This window comes from Steroidobacter sp. (assembly GCF_036402275.1).
Taxonomy (GTDB): domain Bacteria; phylum Pseudomonadota; class Gammaproteobacteria; order Steroidobacterales; family Steroidobacteraceae; genus Steroidobacter.
Window position 1 is genome coordinate 119,153 of record NZ_DASWTF010000027.1, and the last position, 16,300, is coordinate 135,452.

Sequence of the window (16,300 nt, forward strand, 5' to 3'; positions counted from 1 at the left end):
TTTGTTGTCGCTGACGCAGGGTGCTTCGCGTGGCGCTGGCGCTCATTGCCGCTGATGCGGTTGCGCTTCGCGTTCGCGCGCAGCCTGGCGGCAGAGCTGGGGCGAGGTGGGGGTCTCGTGAAACTCGCCTGGCGTCTTCGGCGGCATCTCAACGTCGTCGATGGCTGCCGCACGATTTGCTCAGTGGCTCCTTTGACGCTCAGTATCGCTTGCTCGCGCTCACGCGCTGCAAGCTGCCACGCGCCGCCTCGGCGGTGAGATCACCGTGCAACGGCTTGCTCGAATGACGAGCGGTTCACCGTGATCGCGGCTTGGCGAACTTCACGAGACCCCCACCTCACCCCAGCTCGCAGATGCGCGCCCCGATGCCTCACTCTCTGCCGAACTCACGCGCCGGCCTTCGGCCGCCCGTGTTAGCCCCGAGCCGGCGGGTGCGATTTGTGCCGCACGTTTCCGCGGCAACGTCGAGTGTTAAATTGAGCCCGCAGCATTTCAGCTGACGCGGCTCGGTTTTTCTTCCCGTGCCAAACCTCTTTTCCGAATCACGGAGCGTTGCGAGCTTCCGAGAGGGGGGATTGTTTCTTCGGGGGCGGAGGAACATCGACGGAGGCGAAGAAGCCCGCGGAGGTTCTGATCGTCACCTTGGACGGCCGGCAGGTGAAGCTCGTCAGGTCCACCTTCACCTGTTTTGTGAAATTCTGTCGGGCGAGGTCGTTGGGGGCGCTGTCGACGAGCAGGCCGAGGATTTGGGAGCGGGCGTCGTCGAGGCGCTTGCATTCGGTCCATTGCACCGTGAAATCGTGGTTCTCGTGCGTGCCGCGGTAGGCGATGGTCATCACGAGTTGGTCTTCCGTCGCGTCGTAGGCGAGCGCGGTGACGGTGACGGCCGAGGCGGGTAGGGAGTGGAGCAGGCCGAGCAGGAAACACGCGGCCCAGATACGAAGTGACGTAGCTCGGCGCATGACAGATCTCCTTCTAGCTGCGAGGAAGGGCGTCCACTTTGGCGGCGCAGATGAAATCGTTCTGCGACAGGCCGCCGATCGCATGAGTATTGTAGGTCATGCGGCAATAGCCATAGCCGACCTCGAGATCCGGGTGGTGATCTTCGGTGTTGGCGATGTGTGCAACCGCGTTCACGAAGCTCATCGCGTGATAGAAGTTACGAAACTTCCATTCGCCGCGAATGCTGCGGCCGTCGTCTGCAAGCTTCCAACTATCGCTCAGCTGCTTCATCAGCGACTGCGCTTCGTTCAGCGACAAGGGTGCGACGCCGCCCTCGCAGGGTTTGCAGCGTTGTTCGGTAAGTGGAGTACTCATGCGGAAGCCCTCCGCGCATAGGTCTTGGCGATGTAGTCCTCGACCAGCGACTGGAACTCTTCGGCGATGTGTTCGCCCTTCAACGTGGGGCCTTTTTCGCCATCGACATACACCGGCGCGACCGGCCGCTCGCCGGTGCCCGGCAGGCTGATGCCGATGTTGGCGTGCTTGCTCTCGCCGGGGCCGTTGACGACGCAGCCCATGACCGCGACCGTCATGTCCTCGACGCCGACGTACTGCTTGCGCCACTCCGGCATCTGATGGCGGATGTGAGATTGGATCTTCTGCGCCAGTTCCTGGAAATACGTGGACGTGGTGCGGCCGCAGCCGGGGCAGGCGACCACCATGGGCATGAACGAGCGCAGGCCCATGGTCTGCAGGATTTCCTGCGCGACGATGACTTCCTGGGTGCGATCGCCGTTGGGCTCGGGCGTGAGCGATACCCGGATGGTGTCGCCGATGCCTTCCTGGAGCAGCACGGCCATGCCGGCGGTGGAAGCGACGATGCCTTTGGAGCCCATGCCGGCCTCGGTCAAGCCGAGGTGCAGCGCGTAGTCGCAGCGTTTAGCCAAATTTCGATAAACAGAGATCAGGTCCTGCACGCCGCTGACCTTGCACGAAATCACGATCCGATTGGAGCCCAGGCCCAACTCCTCGGCGCGCTTGGCCGACTCGAGGGCCGAAACAACCAGCGCTTCGCGAGTCACCTCCCGCGCATCCATCGGTTCGGCCGACTTCGAGTTCTCATCCATGAGACGGGTCAGCAGATCCTGGTCCAGGCTGCCCCAGTTCACGCCGATGCGGACCGGCTTGTCGTTGCGAATGGCGACTTCGATCATTTCCGCGAACTGCGGATCGCGCTTGCTGCCGCGACCGACGTTACCGGGGTTAATACGGTATTTCGCCAAGGCCTCGGCGCAGGCAGGGTGCGCCTTGAGCAGCTTATGTCCGTTGAAGTGGAAGTCGCCGACGATGGGCACGTGAACGCCCATCTGCGCGAGCCGATCGCGGATATGGGGAACGGCCGCGGCGGCTTCGTCGGTGTTAACAGTAACGCGCACCAACTCGGAGCCTGCGCGCGCCAGAGCTTTGACTTGGGCAACGGTGGACTCGATGTCGGCAGTGTCGGTATTGGTCATCGATTGCACGACGACCGGGGCGGGCCCGCCGACAGTGACGGAGCCGATGCGGACGGGAATGGAGTGACGTCGGATGGGGCGCATAGAGGCGTGCATTGTAACCCGTTGCGCCCCTGTCCATGAGCAATGGCCATCGGGTTCGGCTACCATACGCGCACCCATCGCAAGGCACGGCCGGAGAGAGCGGGAACCACCCCGCCGCCGAAGGCGCAACCGCCCGGAAACGCTCAGGCAAATGAACGGCGTGCACTGTGGATCGGGCGGAGCCGCCTCCGCCCCACCACTCGGCGGGCTCTGGAGAGTAGCTGCCAAACCTCGAGCAGGTCGGCGGTTCACCGAAGGGGAGAGGCTCCAGCTGCAAGCTGGCGCCGGATCTCTCAGGTCGCAGGACAGAGGGGGCGTCGAACGCACGGGCGTTCCGCGCTTTGCTTTTGACCCGATCCACAACGGCTGACTCCGGAGCATTCGATGGGCCTCAAGACTCCTCTATACGACACCCATGTCGCCGCGGGCGCACGCCTGGTCGATTTCGGCGGCTGGGACATGCCGGTCAATTACGGCTCGCAGATCGAAGAGCATCACGCCGTGCGCCGCGACGCCGGAATGTTCGACGTTTCCCACATGCTCATCGCCGATGTCACGGGAGCGCGCGTTCGTGACTACCTGCGATATCTGCTCGCCAACGATGTCGCCAAGCTGAAAGAGCCGGGCAAGGCTCTGTACAGCTGCATGCTCAACGAGCGTGGCGGCGTGGTGGACGATCTCATTGTTTATTTCATCAACGAATCCTGGTTCCGCGTGGTCGTGAACGCAGGCACACGCGACAAAGACATCGCGTGGCTGAAGCGCTTTTCCGATCAGTTCCAGGTCGACGTGAAGCCGCGCACCGATCTGGCCATGATCGCCGTGCAAGGGCCGAACGCGCGCACCAAGGCCGCGACGCTGATCGGCAAATATGCGGACGAAGCTTTACAGCTGAAAACTTTTGTCGGCCGGGAGTTCGGGCCGTACTTCATCGCTCGCACGGGTTACACGGGCGAAGACGGCTGGGAAATCATGTTGCCGGTGGCTGATGCGCCGAAGTTCTGGAGCGACCTGAAGGCCGCTGGTGTCGCGCAGTGCGGACTCGGTGCGCGCGACACGTTGCGACTCGAAGCCGGCATGAATCTGTATGGCAACGACATGGACGAGAACCTGTCGCCGCTCGAATCCGGTCTCACCTGGACAGTCGCATTCGATCCGCCAGAACGCGATTTCGTGGGGCGCGCTGCGCTCGAAGCGCAACGCGCCCCGGGCGTGCCGCGCAAGCTGGTCGGTCTGATTCTCGACGATCGCGGAGTGCTGCGCGGTCATCAGCGAGTCGTCACTTCTGCTGGCGACGGCGAGATCACCAGCGGCACATTCTCGCCCACGATGGAAAAGTCCATCGCTTTCGCGCGCGTGCCCGCGGCGACCGGCGATCGCGTCGAGGTCGATATTCGCGGCAAATTGCTCGCGGCCCGCGTCGTGAAATATCCGTTCGTGCGCAACGGCAAGCCGCTGGTTTCCTGATCGCGACGTGCGCCCCTGATTTCGAGTATTCAAAGTTTTCTGATTTCATTTTCCGCATTGTTATCGAGGACACACCCATGTCGAACATTCCTGCCGATCTGAAATATCTGGATTCCCACGAGTGGGCACGTGTGGAAAGTGACGGAACGGTCACCATCGGCATCTCCGACCACGCGCAGGGCGCGCTCGGCGATCTGGTGTTCGTCGAAGTCCCGGAAGTGGGCAAGTCGCTGACCAAGGGCGGCGCCGCCGCGGTGGTCGAGTCGGTCAAGGCCGCCTCTGACGTGTACAGCCCGGTCTCGGGCGAAGTGGTCGCCGCCAACGACGCGCTGAGCGGCTCGCCCGAGCTGGTCAACAGCGATCCGTACGGCCAGGGCTGGTTGTTCAAGATCAAGCCCAGCAACACCGGCGAGCTGCAGCAGCTGCTCGACGCCAAGGCTTACGAGAAAGTCGTCGCCGACGCCCACTGAGTGCCGCCATGCCGTTCATTCCTCACACCGAAACAGAGATCAGCGAAATGCTGGCCGCCATCGGCGCGCCGAGCATCGATGCTCTCTTCGACGAAATCCCGGCGGCGCTGCGTATCAAATCGCTCGCGGGCATACCCGACGCACTGAGCGAGATGGAAGTAGGCCGCCTCATGCAGGCGCGCGCGCAACAGGACGGTCGCCCGCTGAACTTTCTGGGCGCTGGCGCCTACGAACATCACATTCCCGCAGCTGTCTGGGCCATCGTGACGCGCGGCGAGTTCTACAGCGCGTACACGCCGTATCAGGCGGAGGCGAGCCAGGGCACGCTGCAGCTGCTGTACGAATATCAGACCATGATGAGCAGCCTGACGGGCATGGAAGTCTCGAATGCGTCGCTCTACGACGGCGCGTCCGCGCTGGCGGAAGCCTGTTTGATGGCGGTGCGCGCGCATCGCAAGTCGAAGTCGGCTCGCATCGTCGTGCCGTCGTCGTTGAATCCGACTTATCTGTCCGTGTCCCGCGCGGTCGTCGAGGGTCAGAACCTCAGCTTCACGGTGTTGCCGTATGAGTCGGGCAAGGGCACGCTGCAGTTCTCGAAGCTCGAAGCCCTCAAGGGCGAGGACATCACCGCCGTCGTGATCCAGCAGCCGAATTTCTTCGGCCAGATGGAAGACGTCGATGCGATCACCGAGTGGGCGCATGCCAATAACGCGCTGGTGATCGCCGTGGTGAATCCGCTGTCGCTGGCGTTGTTCAAGCCGCCGGGCGAGTGGGGCACTAAAGGTGTCGACATCGTCGTCGGTGACGGTCAGCCGTTGGGCGTGCCGCTGTCCTCGGGCGGTCCGTACTTCGGTTTCATGACCACGCGCATGGAACACGTGCGCCAGATGCCGGGCCGGATCATCGGCCGCACGGTCGATCTCGACGGCAAGCAGGGCTTCACGCTGACATTGCAGGCCCGCGAGCAGCACATTCGTCGTAGCAAAGCGACGTCCAACATCTGCACCAACCAGGGTCTGCTGGTGACGGCGGCGACGATTCATATGTCGTTGCTGGGAGCGGCGGGTCTGGAGGCGGTCGCGGCGACTTCGCAACAGCAGGCCGCCAAGCTGGTCGACAAGCTGGCGCGCATTCCCGGCGTGAAAGTCGTGTTCGACGGTTACCGTTTTCATGAAGCTGTGCTACAGCTGCCGGCCCGGGTGAGCGACGTGCTCGACGCCCTGGCCAAACGCAACATCGTCGGTGGATTGGATTTGTCGAAACTCTATCCCGAGCTGGGCAATGCGCTGCTCGTGTGCGCCACGGAGATGCGCACCGACGCGGATCTGGACACCTATGCCTCAGCTTTGGCCGACGTCTTGGAGCGCAAGCCGTGAGCAACATCACTGAACCGTTGATCTTCAAACATTCGCGCACCGGGCGTAGCGCCGCTGGCCAGTATCCGCAAGGCGCGACCGCCGAAGTGCCGGAGAAATTCCGTCGTCGCAAACGGGCGGCGCTGCCGGAAGTTTCCGAGCTGCAGGCCGTGCGGCACTTCACTCGTCTGTCGCAGTTGAACTTCTCGATCGACACGCATTTCTATCCGCTCGGGTCGTGCACGATGAAGTACAACCCGCGCGCGTGTAATGCGTTCGCGATGCTGCCCGAGTTCCTCGGTCGTCATCCTCTGGCGCCGAGCGCGGTGAGCCAGGGCTTCCTTTCCTGTCTGTATGAATTGCAGGAGATGTTGAAGGAAGTCACCGGCATGAAAGGCGTGTCGCTCACTCCGATGGCCGGTGCGCAGGGTGAATTTGCGGGTGTCGCGATGATTCGTGCGTATCACCGCGCGCGTAACGATTTGCAGCGTACCGAGATCATCGTCCCCGATGCCGCCCACGGCACCAACCCCGCGACTGCCACCATGTGTGGCTGCACGGTGGTGGAGATTCCGTCGCTGGCGAATGGCGACATCGACATCGAGGCGCTGAAGGGCGCGCTCGGCCCGAAGACGGCCGGCATCATGCTCACCAATCCCTCGACGCTGGGCGTGTTCGAGCGACGCATTCAAGAAGTCGCGAAGCTGGTGCACGAGGCGGGCGGCCTGCTGTATTACGACGGAGCCAACCTCAACGCCATTCTCGGCAAGGTGCGTCCGGGCGACATGGGCTTCGACGTCATCCACATGAACCTGCACAAGACCTTCTCGACCCCGCACGGCGGCGGCGGGCCGGGCTCGGGTGCGGTCGGCGTGGGCCAGCGACTGCTGCCTTTCCTGCCCATTCCCACGGTGGGCAAGGACGGCGACAAATATCGTTGGCTCGACGAGAACGACCTGCCGCAGACCATCGGCCGCCTGTCGGCCTTCATGGGCAATGCAGGCGTGCTGCTGCGTGCGTATGTTTATATGCGCATGCTGGGTCGCGAAGGCATGCATCGGGTCGCGGAGTTCTCGGCGCTCAACGCCAACTATCTGCTGGCCCGTTTGAAGAAGGCAGGGTTCGAGGCCGCTTATCCGGAACGCCGAGCCAGCCATGAGTTCATCATCACCATGAAGCGGCAGGCCAAGGAGCTGGGCGTGAACGCGATGGACTTCGCCAAGCGCCTGCTCGACTACGGCTTCCACGCACCGACCACTTACTTCCCGTTGCTGGTGCCGGAGTGCCTGCTGATCGAGCCCACGGAGACCGAGGCCAAGGAGGAACTGGATGCCTTCGTCGATGCACTGATTGCTATTCAGGCCGAGGCCGAGCAGGACGCCGCCAAGGTCAAGGGCGCTCCCTATACATTGCCGGTCCGCCGTCTGGACGACGTGCGCGCCGCCAAGCAACTCGACCTGACCTACGGCATGAGAAGCACTGAATGAATGCAATCACGGACCGCCCGAAGCTGGCCGGCCTGCGCCGGTTGATGCTGGCTTTTGTCAATTCATGGAAAGGGTTCCAGGGCGCGTTCCGCAGCGAAGCGGCGTTCAGGCAGGAGGTGGCGCTGGCGGTGGTGATGCTGCCGCTCGGCGCCTACCTCGGTAAAACGCCGGTGGAAAAGGCCTTATTGATCAGCTCGGTGCTGCTGGTGCTGATCGTGGAGCTGCTGAACACGGGCATCGAAACCGTGGTGGACCGCATCGGGCTGGAGCGCCACGAGCTGTCCGGGCTGGCCAAGGACGTCGGCTCGACCGCCGTACTGCTATCCTTCGGCGTCCTGGTCGTGATCTGGGGGTTCCTGCTGCTGGGCTGAACGGCCCAGCCTGCCGACAACGGCGGGCGTCTGGCATGGGTTAACCCGGTTCGCGGCTCCTTACAGCTTGCTCGAACGCGGTTCACTCATGCATAGAACTTTCGCCGTTGCCGGACTGCTGCTGCTCGCCTGCCTGCCTTCGTATTCCCAGGAGCCTCCCGGTTCACCCCCCGCGGGCGCCGTGCCCCAGACGGCGCTGCCGGTGGCCGATGTGGAGGACTCGCGCTGGACTCGCACGCTGGAGCGCGTCGCCAGCGGCGTCGTCACCATTCAGGTCGATCTGGCGCGCGCCTTCGATACCGAATGGAACATGTCCAGTCAGGCGACGGGCTTCGTCGTCGACGCCCAGCGCGGCCTGATTCTCACCAATCGTCACGTCGTGACGCCGGGCCCGGTCACGGCTACCGCGGTGTTTCTGAATCGCGAGGAAGTCACGTTGTATCCGGTGTATCGCGACCCGGTGCACGATTTCGGTTTCTATCGTTACGACCCCTCCAAGCTGCGTTTCATCAAGCCCACCGAGCTGAAGCTGCATCCGCAAGGCGCCCAGGTCGGAAGAGAAATCCGGGTGATCGGCAACGACGCTGGCGAGCAACTCTCCATCCTCGCCGGCACGCTGGCGCGGCTGGATCGTGAAGCGCCGAACTACGGCCTCGGCAAGTACAACGACTTCAACACGTTCTATTACCAGGCGGCGTCGAGCACGTCGGGCGGTTCGTCCGGTTCGCCGGTGATCGATATCGACGGTCGCGTGCTGGCGCTCAATGCCGGCGGCAGCTCGGCCGCTGCATCGAGCTTCTATTTGCCGCTGGATCGCGTGACGCGCGCGCTCGATGCGATTCAGAAGAACAAGCAGGTCAGTCGCGGCACGCTGCAGACCGTGTTCATGTACACGCCGTTCGACGAAGTGCGCCGTCTCGGCCTGCGCAACGAGTCCGAGATCGAAGTGCGCAAGAAGTTTCCAAACACCACGGGCATGCTGGTGGTGTCCGAAGTGCAGCGTGGCTCGGCGGCGGAGAACGTGCTCGAGCCGGGCGACGTTCTGGTGCGCATCAACGGTCAGCTCACTGCTGATTTCTCCCTGCTCGCGAGCACGCTGGACGACGGCGTCGGCAAGACGGTGAAGGTCTCCGTGGAGCGGGGCGGGCAGGTGCTGGAGCACGAACTGCCCATCCAGAACATGTATGAAGTGATGCCGGACGAGTTCCTGGAAGTCGGCGACGCAGTGGTTCACAACCTGTCGTGGCAGCAGGCGCGGCACATCAATGTTCCTATCAAAGGCGTGTATGTCGCCAATCCAGGTTACATCCTGGGCGCGGCCGGCATGCCGCGCGGTGCGGTGATCAGCGAAGCGGGCGGCAAGGAAATAGGCGGCCTGGGCGATCTGGAGCAGGCGCTGTCGGAACTGAAAGACGGTCAGCGCATCACGCTACGTTATTTCACCATCGACGATCCGAAGACCGCGCAGTGGCGCAGCGTCCGGATGGATCGTCGCTGGTTCCCGGCTCGCATCTGCAAACGTGACGACAAGCTCGGCACGTGGCCGTGCACGCCCTGGGGCCAGAATGGCGAAACCAAGGCGCCGGAGCCGGCGACCACCACGTTTGCCAAGACCTCCGATCCGCTGATCAACAAGCTGGCGCCGTCGCTGGTGCTGGTGAATTTCGACATGCCGTATTCCGTCTCGGGGATCACCGAGCGTAGTTATTACGGCACCGGTCTGATCGTCGACGCCGAGCGCGGCCTGGTGATCGTCGATCGCAATACCGTGCCGGGGCCGTTGGGCGATGTGCGGCTGACGTTCGCGGGCTCGATCGAAGTGCCGGGTCGCGTGGAATATATTCATCCGCTGCACAACCTGGCCGCGATTTCTTATGACCCGAAATTGATCGGCGCGACGCCGGCCAAGGCGGCGACGCTCAAAGCGGTCGATGTGCAGTCCGGTCAGGAAGTATGGGCGGTCGGCATGCGCGTCGACGGCAAGGTGCAATCGCGTTCGGCGACGGTTGCTTCGGTGGACCCTGTGGGATACCCGCTGTCGCGCACGCTGCAGTTCCGCGATTCGAACCTCGAAACCATTTCTCTCGTGAATGGCCCGTCCGATTACGACGGCGTGCTGGTCGACAAGAGCGGCGCGGTGATCGCGACGTGGGCGAGCTTCGCTTATGAGGCTGGTCGCGATGTCGCGCAGGAAAATCGCGGCATTTCGGCCGAGCTCGTGCAGGAAATGTTGCCGTTGTTACGTGAGGGGCGGGACCTGCATTCGCTCGAAGCCGAGCTGCAGCCGGTGCCTCTCGCGGTCGCGCGCAAGCAGGACTTGCCAGACACCTGGATCCGCCGTTTGGAACAACACAGCCCCGACCGCCGTCAGGTGCTGAGCGTAGTGCGCACGGTAGGCGGCTCGCCGGCGGACGGTTTGCTGCGCTCGGGCGATCTCATTCTGGATATCGACGGCGCCATCGTGAATCGCTTCCGTGAAGTGGAGCGAAGCGTGCAGAAGCCGTCGGTGCGAGTCACCGTCTGGCGCGATAAGGCAGAACAGGTCATCGAGGTGCCCACGGTGGCGCTCGGTGGCCGCGATCTCGATCGCATCGTCGTGTGGGCTGGCGCGGTGTTGCAAAAGCCGCACCGCGCGCTGGCTGCTCAACGTGGTATCGAGCCGGACGGCGTGTTCGTCGCGTATTTCTCTTATGGTTCACCGGCCACGCGTTATCAGTTGTGGGCTGGCCGGCGCATCGTCGAAGTCGACGGCAAGCCGGTGGCGGACTTGGACGCCTTCATCCAGGCGGTCAGCGGCCGGGAGGATCGCAGCTCGCTGAGATTGCGGACTGTGACCTGGAACGGCTCGGTCGAAGTCATGACACTGAAGCTCGACAAACGCTACTGGCCCACTTACGAGCTGCGCCGGACGGCGCAAGGTTGGGCCAGGACGGCGTTGGAATGATTTTTCAATAATGGCCCGACCGAGCTCGGGCCAGACGGGTACTTGGTATCATTGCTCCCATGGCTATAGGACGAGTTCTACAACAGGAAATCCAGGAGGCCGTCGAAGCGCTGCGCGCCGGCGAGCTCGTGGCGTTTCCTACCGAGACGGTGTACGGCCTGGGTGCGAACGCCAACAATCCCGATGCGGTGCGTAAAATTTTCCGCGTCAAAGGTCGGCCGTCGACGCACCCGGTGATCGTCCACATCGATCATCCGCGTTATCTGCAGCGCTGGGTGCGCGAGATGACGCCGGAGGCGAAGAAGCTCGCCGATGCTTTTTGGCCGGGGCCGCTGACGCTGGTGGCGAAGCGTGCGCCGGCAGTCAACGACGTCATTACCGGCGGGCAAGATACGGTCGCGATTCGCGTGCCGAATCATCCTGTCGCTCAACAGCTGCTGAATGCATTTGGCGGCGGCATCGCTGCGCCGTCGGCGAACAAATATGGCCACGTGAGCCCGACGCGAGCGGAGCACGTGCGCGACGAGTTCGGTGACGATGTGAAGTGGGTGCTCGATGGCGGCGACTGCAAGGTCGGGTTGGAGTCCACCATCATCAGCTGTCTCGCTGATGGGCCTCGTGTGTTGCGGCCGGGAAGCATCAGCTTCTCGCAGCTCAAGGCTGTAGTGCCGACGATTCAGATGGGACCGAATCCCAGCGCGCCTCGCGTGCCGGGCTCGACGTCACGTCACTACTCGCCGGCGACGCCCGTGAACGTGGTGCCGAGCCGTCGGCTCGAAACCGTCATGAACGAGTTCACCGCCAATCACGAGAAAGTGGCCGTGCTCGCGCAGCGGCCGCCGGGAACGGCGAATCCTTTCATGACGTGGATCAACGCCGGCATCCGCCCCGATATCTACGCGCGCAATCTCTACGCGAATCTGCGCACCCTGGATAAGGCGAGCGCCAAGATCATCCTGGTCGAGGAAGTCCCCGAAGGCGAAAAATGGGACGCCGTCCGCGACCGCCTCCGTCGCTCCGCCAGCGCCGAAAACATCGTCACCTACGACCAGGACATCGCCGCCTGGGTCGCCGACTTCGGCGAAGAGGGTGGCCCTCCGGGCTGAATAAGCAACCTTAGTCGGCCGGTACTGTCCGTTCAGCCGCCCACGAGCGGAGCTCGGAAATACGTTCCTCCATCGTCACGGAGAGCGGGCGCGTGGCGCGAATCTCCTGAAGGATGTGCTGGGCGCCCGCGGGTGCGCCGGAGGAGTGGGCGGCGTAGACGGCGGACACGACGGCTTGTTCGATCTCCGCGCCCGAGAAACCTTCGCAGGCGGTGGCCAGTTGTCGCACGTGGTTATCCGCAAGCGTGAGGTTGCGCTTCTTGGCATGGATTCGGAGCACGTCTTCGCGGACCGCCGAGCCGGGCAGGTCGACGAAGAAGATCTCGTCCAGGCGGCCCTTGCGCACCAGTTCGGGCGGTAGCGAGGAGATGTCGTTGGCCGTGGCCACCACGAACACGCGCGTTTTCTTTTCGGCGAGCCACGTCAGGAAGGTGCCGAGCAATCGCCGTGACGTGCCGTTGTCGCCGTCGCCGACGGACACGCCTTTTTCGATTTCGTCGATCCACAGCACGCAAGGCGCCATCGTCTCAGCTGTCGAAAGCGACTCGCGCAAGTTGCGCTCCGACTCGCCGATGAACTTGTTGTGGATGGTTGCGAAGTCCAGGCGGAGCAGCGGCACGCCGTAGATGCCCGCCGCAGCTTTCGCCGCCACGCTCTTCCCGCAACCCTGAACGCCCAGTAGCAGCACGCCCTTGGGCGCTTCCAGGTGAGGCGCGCTGCCGTCGAACGCCGGCTTGCGTACGCGCAGCCATTCCTTCAGTCGCGTCATGCCGCCGAGATCGGCGAACTGCGCGGTGTCGTACTCGAACGCGAGCACGCCGCCGCGATTCAACAATTCATATTTCGCCTGCATCACCGCCGGCAGATCGGCGGGCAGCAGCGCGCCGTCGTCGAAAATCACTTTGCGCGCCAGTCGCTCGGTGTCGCTGGTGGAGAGACCGCCGAGATTTTCTACGAGCAACTCCAATGATTTGCGATCTGTTCTTACACGCTTACCGTAAGCGCGAGTCCAGTCGGCGGCGACGCGCTCGACGATCGCGTGACGCTCGGCGCGGTCGGGGAACGCGAGCTTGAGTCGCACGCAGAGATGTTCGAGCTCGCGCGGCAGCTGAATCTCGTGGCTGATCAGCACCACCGTGCGCGCGACGCGGTCATAGTCCTGACAAATGTCTTTCAGCAGCCGCACGTTCACCGGATCGGCGAGGAACGGGTGGAAGTCGAGCAAGACGTACACGCCCGCGGTCGGCGTGGCGCGCATCGATTTCAGCACTGCATCCGGCTCGGCATTGTGTTGCTGAGCGCCGCCCAAATTAACGTCGAGCCGGCGCAAACCTTCCGTGACAGTCCACTGAAACACGGGCATGTACGAGGCGGAGTCCGCCAGCTTGATCGCCAGCCCGGCGAGCAGGGCGAGCGCGCGCGGCTCGTCGCGAGTCTCGATGACGATCAGCGGCACGCGGCTCTTCAGGAGCGCTTCCACCTCGCGGCGAGTGTCTGTCGTGGCTGTTGTCATAAATTTGAATCCAGCGAGTCCTTTCGGGCGTAAGAGAACAGCGTTGCGCGCTCTCGCGCGTGGCGTGGTTCGCGCGTCCGAAATTTTTTTCGCCGAGGAGGATAAATTCTGTGACGTGCTTCTTGCATCGCCGGACATTTTTGCTAAATTTCGCGCCGGCCTGTGTAAGAGAGCACCACGCGTAAGCTGCAGTGCCGCTCGACCAGAACTTGTGAGAGCTTCAGACGTTCAAGAAATCTGTCGCTCTTGTTGGTTGGTTAAGTGTTCGCAGCTTTTTGAGAGGTGCCCACCAGGTGTTGCCCCGCGCAGCCAAGCAGTCACTCGCCGTTTCTCCGGCCCACTCCTTCGATTCCACCACGCTCACGGAAGCTGAAATCCGTGCGCTGGTCGCCCGTTTTGGTTCGCCGCTGCTGGTGGTGGACTGCGAACAGGTGCGTCGCCAGTACCGCGCGCTGAAGGCAGCGCTGCCCGGCGTCGACCTCCACTACGCGCTCAAGCCGCTGCCGCACGCCGCGGTGGTGTCGTGCTTGCGCGACGAAGGTGCTTATTTCGACCTCGCGACCACGGGCGAAGTGGAGCTGGTGAAGCAGCAGGGCATCGCCCCGAGCCGCTGCATCCACACGCATCCGATCAAGCGCGACAGCGACATTCGCGACGCGCTCCGTTACGGCGTTACGACCTTCGTGGCCGACAACCCGGACGAGCTGAAGAAGTTCGTGCGCTATCGCAAGCGTGCGGAAGTGCTGCTGCGTGTGTCGTTCCGTAGCCCGAACGCCGTCGTCGATCTGTCGAAGAAGTTCGGCTGCGCCCCTGGCGACGTGCTCGGCCTGATCGAGCAGGCGCGCCGTCTCGGCGTGCGCGTGCGCGGTTTGTCTTTCCACGTCGGCTCGCAGGCGACCGATCCGTCCAAGTACGTCGAAGCCGTACAGGCGTGCACCAACCTCATCGCGGAAGCGGTGCTGGCCGGTCTGCCGTCGCTCGACGTGCTCGACATCGGTGGCGGTTTCCCGGTGGCTTACAACGAGAGCGTCACGCCGATCGACGAGTTCTGCCGTCCGATTCGCGCCGCGCTCGCCAAGCTGCCGCCGCACGTCCGTGTCATCGCCGAGCCGGGCCGTTTCATCGCGGCGCCTGCCGCCATCGCCGTGTCGTCGGTGATGGGCAAGGCCAAGCGTGACGGTCGCTGGTGGTATTACCTGGACGACGGTCTGTACGGCTCGTACAGCGGTCAGATGTTCGACCACGCCAAGTATCCGGTGTCGGTGCTGCGCGAGGGCGGCGAGTTGCACGAGAGCGTGCTGTCGGGCCCGACCTGCGACTCCATCGACGTGATCGACGAGTGCATCATGCTGCCGGAGTTGGAAGTGGGCGATCTGGTCGTGGGCCGCATGATGGGCGCCTATACCTGGGCCAGCGCCACCGACTTCAACTTCTTCAAGCGCGCCAAGGTCGTCGTGATGAACGAGACGGCCGATGCGCGCCGTGTGGTTCGCCTGCAGCGCAAGGCTGCCGGCGGTCGAGGCCGGGCCGCCTGAACGTGGCGGCCTGCACGACGCTTGCAGGTTAACGTCGTCGATCACGTTGCCGGCGCGCAATCGGCGCGCGGCATCGCCGTCGTCATCGATGTGTTCCGAGCGTTTTCGGTCGCCGCGTACGCGTTCTCGCGCGGCGTGGCGACCGTCATTCCTGTCGCTGCTGTCGATGACGCTCGCGAGCTGAAGCGTCGCAATCCCGATTGGTTGTTGATTGGCGAGCGCCATGCGCGGCCGCTGCCAGGTTTCGACTGCGGCAACTCGCCGGCCGATCTCGAAAAGATCGAGGTCGCCGGGCGCACGATCATTCACACCACGCACGCCGGCACGCAGGGGCTCACCAATGCCTTGCACGCGGACGAAGTGATCACCGGCGCGCTCGTGAATGCCGGGGCTATCGTGCGTTACATCCAGTCGCGTCAACCTTCGGTTGTGACGATCGTGCGCATGGGCCACGAAGCGCGCGAGAACTCCGACGAAGATGATCTCTGCGCGGAGCTGTTGCGCTCCCGGCTGATGGGCGAACCCATGCCCGTCGCCGGAATTCGCGAGCGACTGCGCGGCGCCAGCAGTGCGCAGAAATTTTTCGATCCGGCCTGCGACTGGGCGCCCGAGCGCGACTTCGAGCTGTGCACGCGGGTCGACGAGTTCGATTTCGTGTTGCGGCTGGAAACAGGCGAATCGCCGCCGCGCCTGCGCCGGATCGACGTACCGGTCATCGCATGAACCCCCCATGAACCCTATTGCCCGCACTATCGTGTTACTCACCTTGTCGAACGTATTCATGACGTTCGCCTGGTACGCGCATCTGAAGGAGCTCAATCAGAAGCCGTGGATCGTCGCGGCGCTGATCAGCTGGGGCATCGCACTGTTCGAGTACTTATTGCAGGTGCCTGCCAATCGCATCGGTTACACGGCGTTGAGCCTGCCGCAGTTGAAGATCCTGCAGGAAGTGATCACGCTGACCGTGTTCGTCCCGTTTGTCACGCTCTACATGCGCCAGCCGCTCAAGCTCGATTACCTGTGGGCGGCGCTGTGCATGATGGGCGCCGTGTATTTCGTGTTTCGCAAATGAGCACCGCCATTCATCGCCTGGTCGAAAGCTGCCGTCGCGGAGACGATCCCACCGTGGTGGCGCGCATGCGTTCGGGATGGGCGGTGATGGGCCAGCGGCAGGTGCTGGCCGGTTATTGCCTGTTACTGCCGGATCCGGTGGTGCCGCATTTGAACGCTCTCGAGCGTAGCCAGAGGGATCTGTTCCTGTCCGAGCTGGGCCTGCTGGGCGATGCGGTACTGACTGCTACCGGCGCGTTGCGGATCAATTACGCCATTTTCGGCAACGTGGAGCCGGCGCTGCATGCTCACGTGCACCCGCGCTATACCGACGAGCCCGAAGCCATGCGCAAGAACAATCCCTGGGGGTACGACTGGCAGCAGGCGCCTGTCTTCGACGCGCAGGCGCATGGGGCGCTGCGTGACTTAATCCGGCAGCGGCTGGTCGCGACCCTATAAATT

15 protein-coding genes and 2 riboswitches are annotated in these 16,300 nt (G+C 63.4%); of the genes, 11 read left to right on the forward strand and 4 right to left on the reverse strand.

The genetic code is table 11. The annotated features are described in order from the left end of the window. Positions 1-542 precede the first annotated feature (542 nt). Genes VGD45_RS12680 through ispG form a run of 3 tightly spaced genes read right to left on the reverse strand, consistent with a single transcriptional unit; the run spans position 543 to position 2,552 of the window. Positions 543-962, reverse strand: a complete 420-nt coding sequence (locus VGD45_RS12680; protein WP_331155673.1) for a hypothetical protein — start codon at positions 960-962, stop codon at positions 543-545. Between the two features lie 13 nt (positions 963-975). Next, positions 976-1,317 carry a 4a-hydroxytetrahydrobiopterin dehydratase gene (locus VGD45_RS12685; RefSeq protein WP_331155674.1) on the reverse strand — a complete coding sequence of 114 codons (342 nt, stop codon included), beginning with the start codon at positions 1,315-1,317 and terminating at the stop codon, positions 976-978. After that, the gene (gene ispG / locus VGD45_RS12690) at positions 1,314-2,552 is read right to left on the reverse strand and encodes a flavodoxin-dependent (E)-4-hydroxy-3-methylbut-2-enyl-diphosphate synthase (RefSeq protein WP_331155675.1); all 1,239 of its coding nucleotides are present in this window, start codon (positions 2,550-2,552) and stop codon (positions 1,314-1,316) included. The genes VGD45_RS12685 and ispG overlap by 4 nt, the downstream gene beginning before the upstream one ends. Positions 2,553-2,620: 68 nt before the next feature. Next, a riboswitch (glycine riboswitch) is annotated at positions 2,621-2,708 on the forward strand. 32 nt (positions 2,709-2,740) lie between these two features. Then, positions 2,741-2,859: riboswitch (glycine riboswitch) on the forward strand. 65 nt (positions 2,860-2,924) lie between these two features. Here ispG and gcvT point away from each other — a divergent pair. From gcvT to VGD45_RS12725, 7 genes are all read left to right on the forward strand, one after another. Continuing rightward, positions 2,925-4,007 carry a glycine cleavage system aminomethyltransferase GcvT gene (gene gcvT, locus VGD45_RS12695; protein ID WP_331155676.1) on the forward strand — a complete coding sequence of 361 codons (1,083 nt, stop codon included), beginning with the start codon at positions 2,925-2,927 and terminating at the stop codon, positions 4,005-4,007. Positions 4,008-4,084: 77 nt separating this feature from the next. After that, the gene (gene gcvH, locus VGD45_RS12700) at positions 4,085-4,477 is read left to right on the forward strand and encodes a glycine cleavage system protein GcvH (RefSeq protein ID WP_331155677.1); all 393 of its coding nucleotides are present in this window, start codon (positions 4,085-4,087) and stop codon (positions 4,475-4,477) included. Between the two features lie 8 nt (positions 4,478-4,485). Beyond that, positions 4,486-5,853 carry an aminomethyl-transferring glycine dehydrogenase subunit GcvPA gene (gene gcvPA, locus VGD45_RS12705; RefSeq protein ID WP_331155678.1) on the forward strand — a complete coding sequence of 456 codons (1,368 nt, stop codon included), beginning with the start codon at positions 4,486-4,488 and terminating at the stop codon, positions 5,851-5,853. 5 nt (positions 5,854-5,858) lie between these two features. Continuing rightward, positions 5,859-7,319 (forward strand): aminomethyl-transferring glycine dehydrogenase subunit GcvPB, encoded by a 1,461-nt coding sequence (gene gcvPB / locus VGD45_RS12710; protein WP_349263263.1) that lies wholly within the window; start codon positions 5,859-5,861, stop codon positions 7,317-7,319. Beyond that, a complete protein-coding gene (locus VGD45_RS12715; RefSeq protein ID WP_331155680.1) occupies positions 7,316-7,690 on the forward strand; it encodes a diacylglycerol kinase in 375 nt (124 codons plus the stop codon). The genes gcvPB and VGD45_RS12715 overlap by 4 nt, the downstream gene beginning before the upstream one ends. Positions 7,691-7,778: 88 nt before the next feature. Continuing rightward, on the forward strand, positions 7,779-10,634 hold the full coding sequence (locus VGD45_RS12720; protein WP_331155681.1) for a trypsin-like peptidase domain-containing protein: 2,856 nt from the start codon (positions 7,779-7,781) through the stop codon (positions 10,632-10,634). Positions 10,635-10,693: 59 nt separating this feature from the next. Then, positions 10,694-11,740, forward strand: coding sequence for an L-threonylcarbamoyladenylate synthase (locus tag VGD45_RS12725; protein ID WP_331155682.1), 1,047 nt, complete (start codon positions 10,694-10,696; stop codon positions 11,738-11,740). Between the two features lie 10 nt (positions 11,741-11,750). On the opposite strand, the gene VGD45_RS12730 is transcribed toward VGD45_RS12725, so the two are convergent. After that, positions 11,751-13,253, reverse strand: coding sequence for an AAA family ATPase (locus VGD45_RS12730; protein ID WP_331155683.1), 1,503 nt, complete (start codon positions 13,251-13,253; stop codon positions 11,751-11,753). 296 nt (positions 13,254-13,549) lie between these two features. On the opposite strand from VGD45_RS12730, the gene VGD45_RS12735 reads away from it, so the two are divergent. From VGD45_RS12735 to VGD45_RS12750, 4 genes are read left to right on the forward strand one after another with little or no spacing between them, the layout of a single operon-like run. Beyond that, positions 13,550-14,788 carry a type III PLP-dependent enzyme gene (locus tag VGD45_RS12735; RefSeq protein WP_414717580.1) on the forward strand — a complete coding sequence of 413 codons (1,239 nt, stop codon included), beginning with the start codon at positions 13,550-13,552 and terminating at the stop codon, positions 14,786-14,788. A gap of 21 nt (positions 14,789-14,809) precedes the next feature. Next, entirely contained in the window at positions 14,810-15,511 is a 702-nt protein-coding gene (locus tag VGD45_RS12740; protein WP_331155685.1) for a 2-phosphosulfolactate phosphatase, read from the forward strand. Between the two features lie 7 nt (positions 15,512-15,518). Next, the gene (locus tag VGD45_RS12745; RefSeq protein WP_331155686.1) at positions 15,519-15,860 is read left to right on the forward strand and encodes a DMT family protein; all 342 of its coding nucleotides are present in this window, start codon (positions 15,519-15,521) and stop codon (positions 15,858-15,860) included. Beyond that, positions 15,857-16,297, forward strand: a complete 441-nt coding sequence (locus VGD45_RS12750; RefSeq protein WP_331155687.1) for a hypothetical protein — start codon at positions 15,857-15,859, stop codon at positions 16,295-16,297. Before VGD45_RS12745 ends, VGD45_RS12750 begins: the two co-directional genes overlap by 4 nt. The last annotated feature ends 3 nt before the right edge of the window (positions 16,298-16,300 follow it).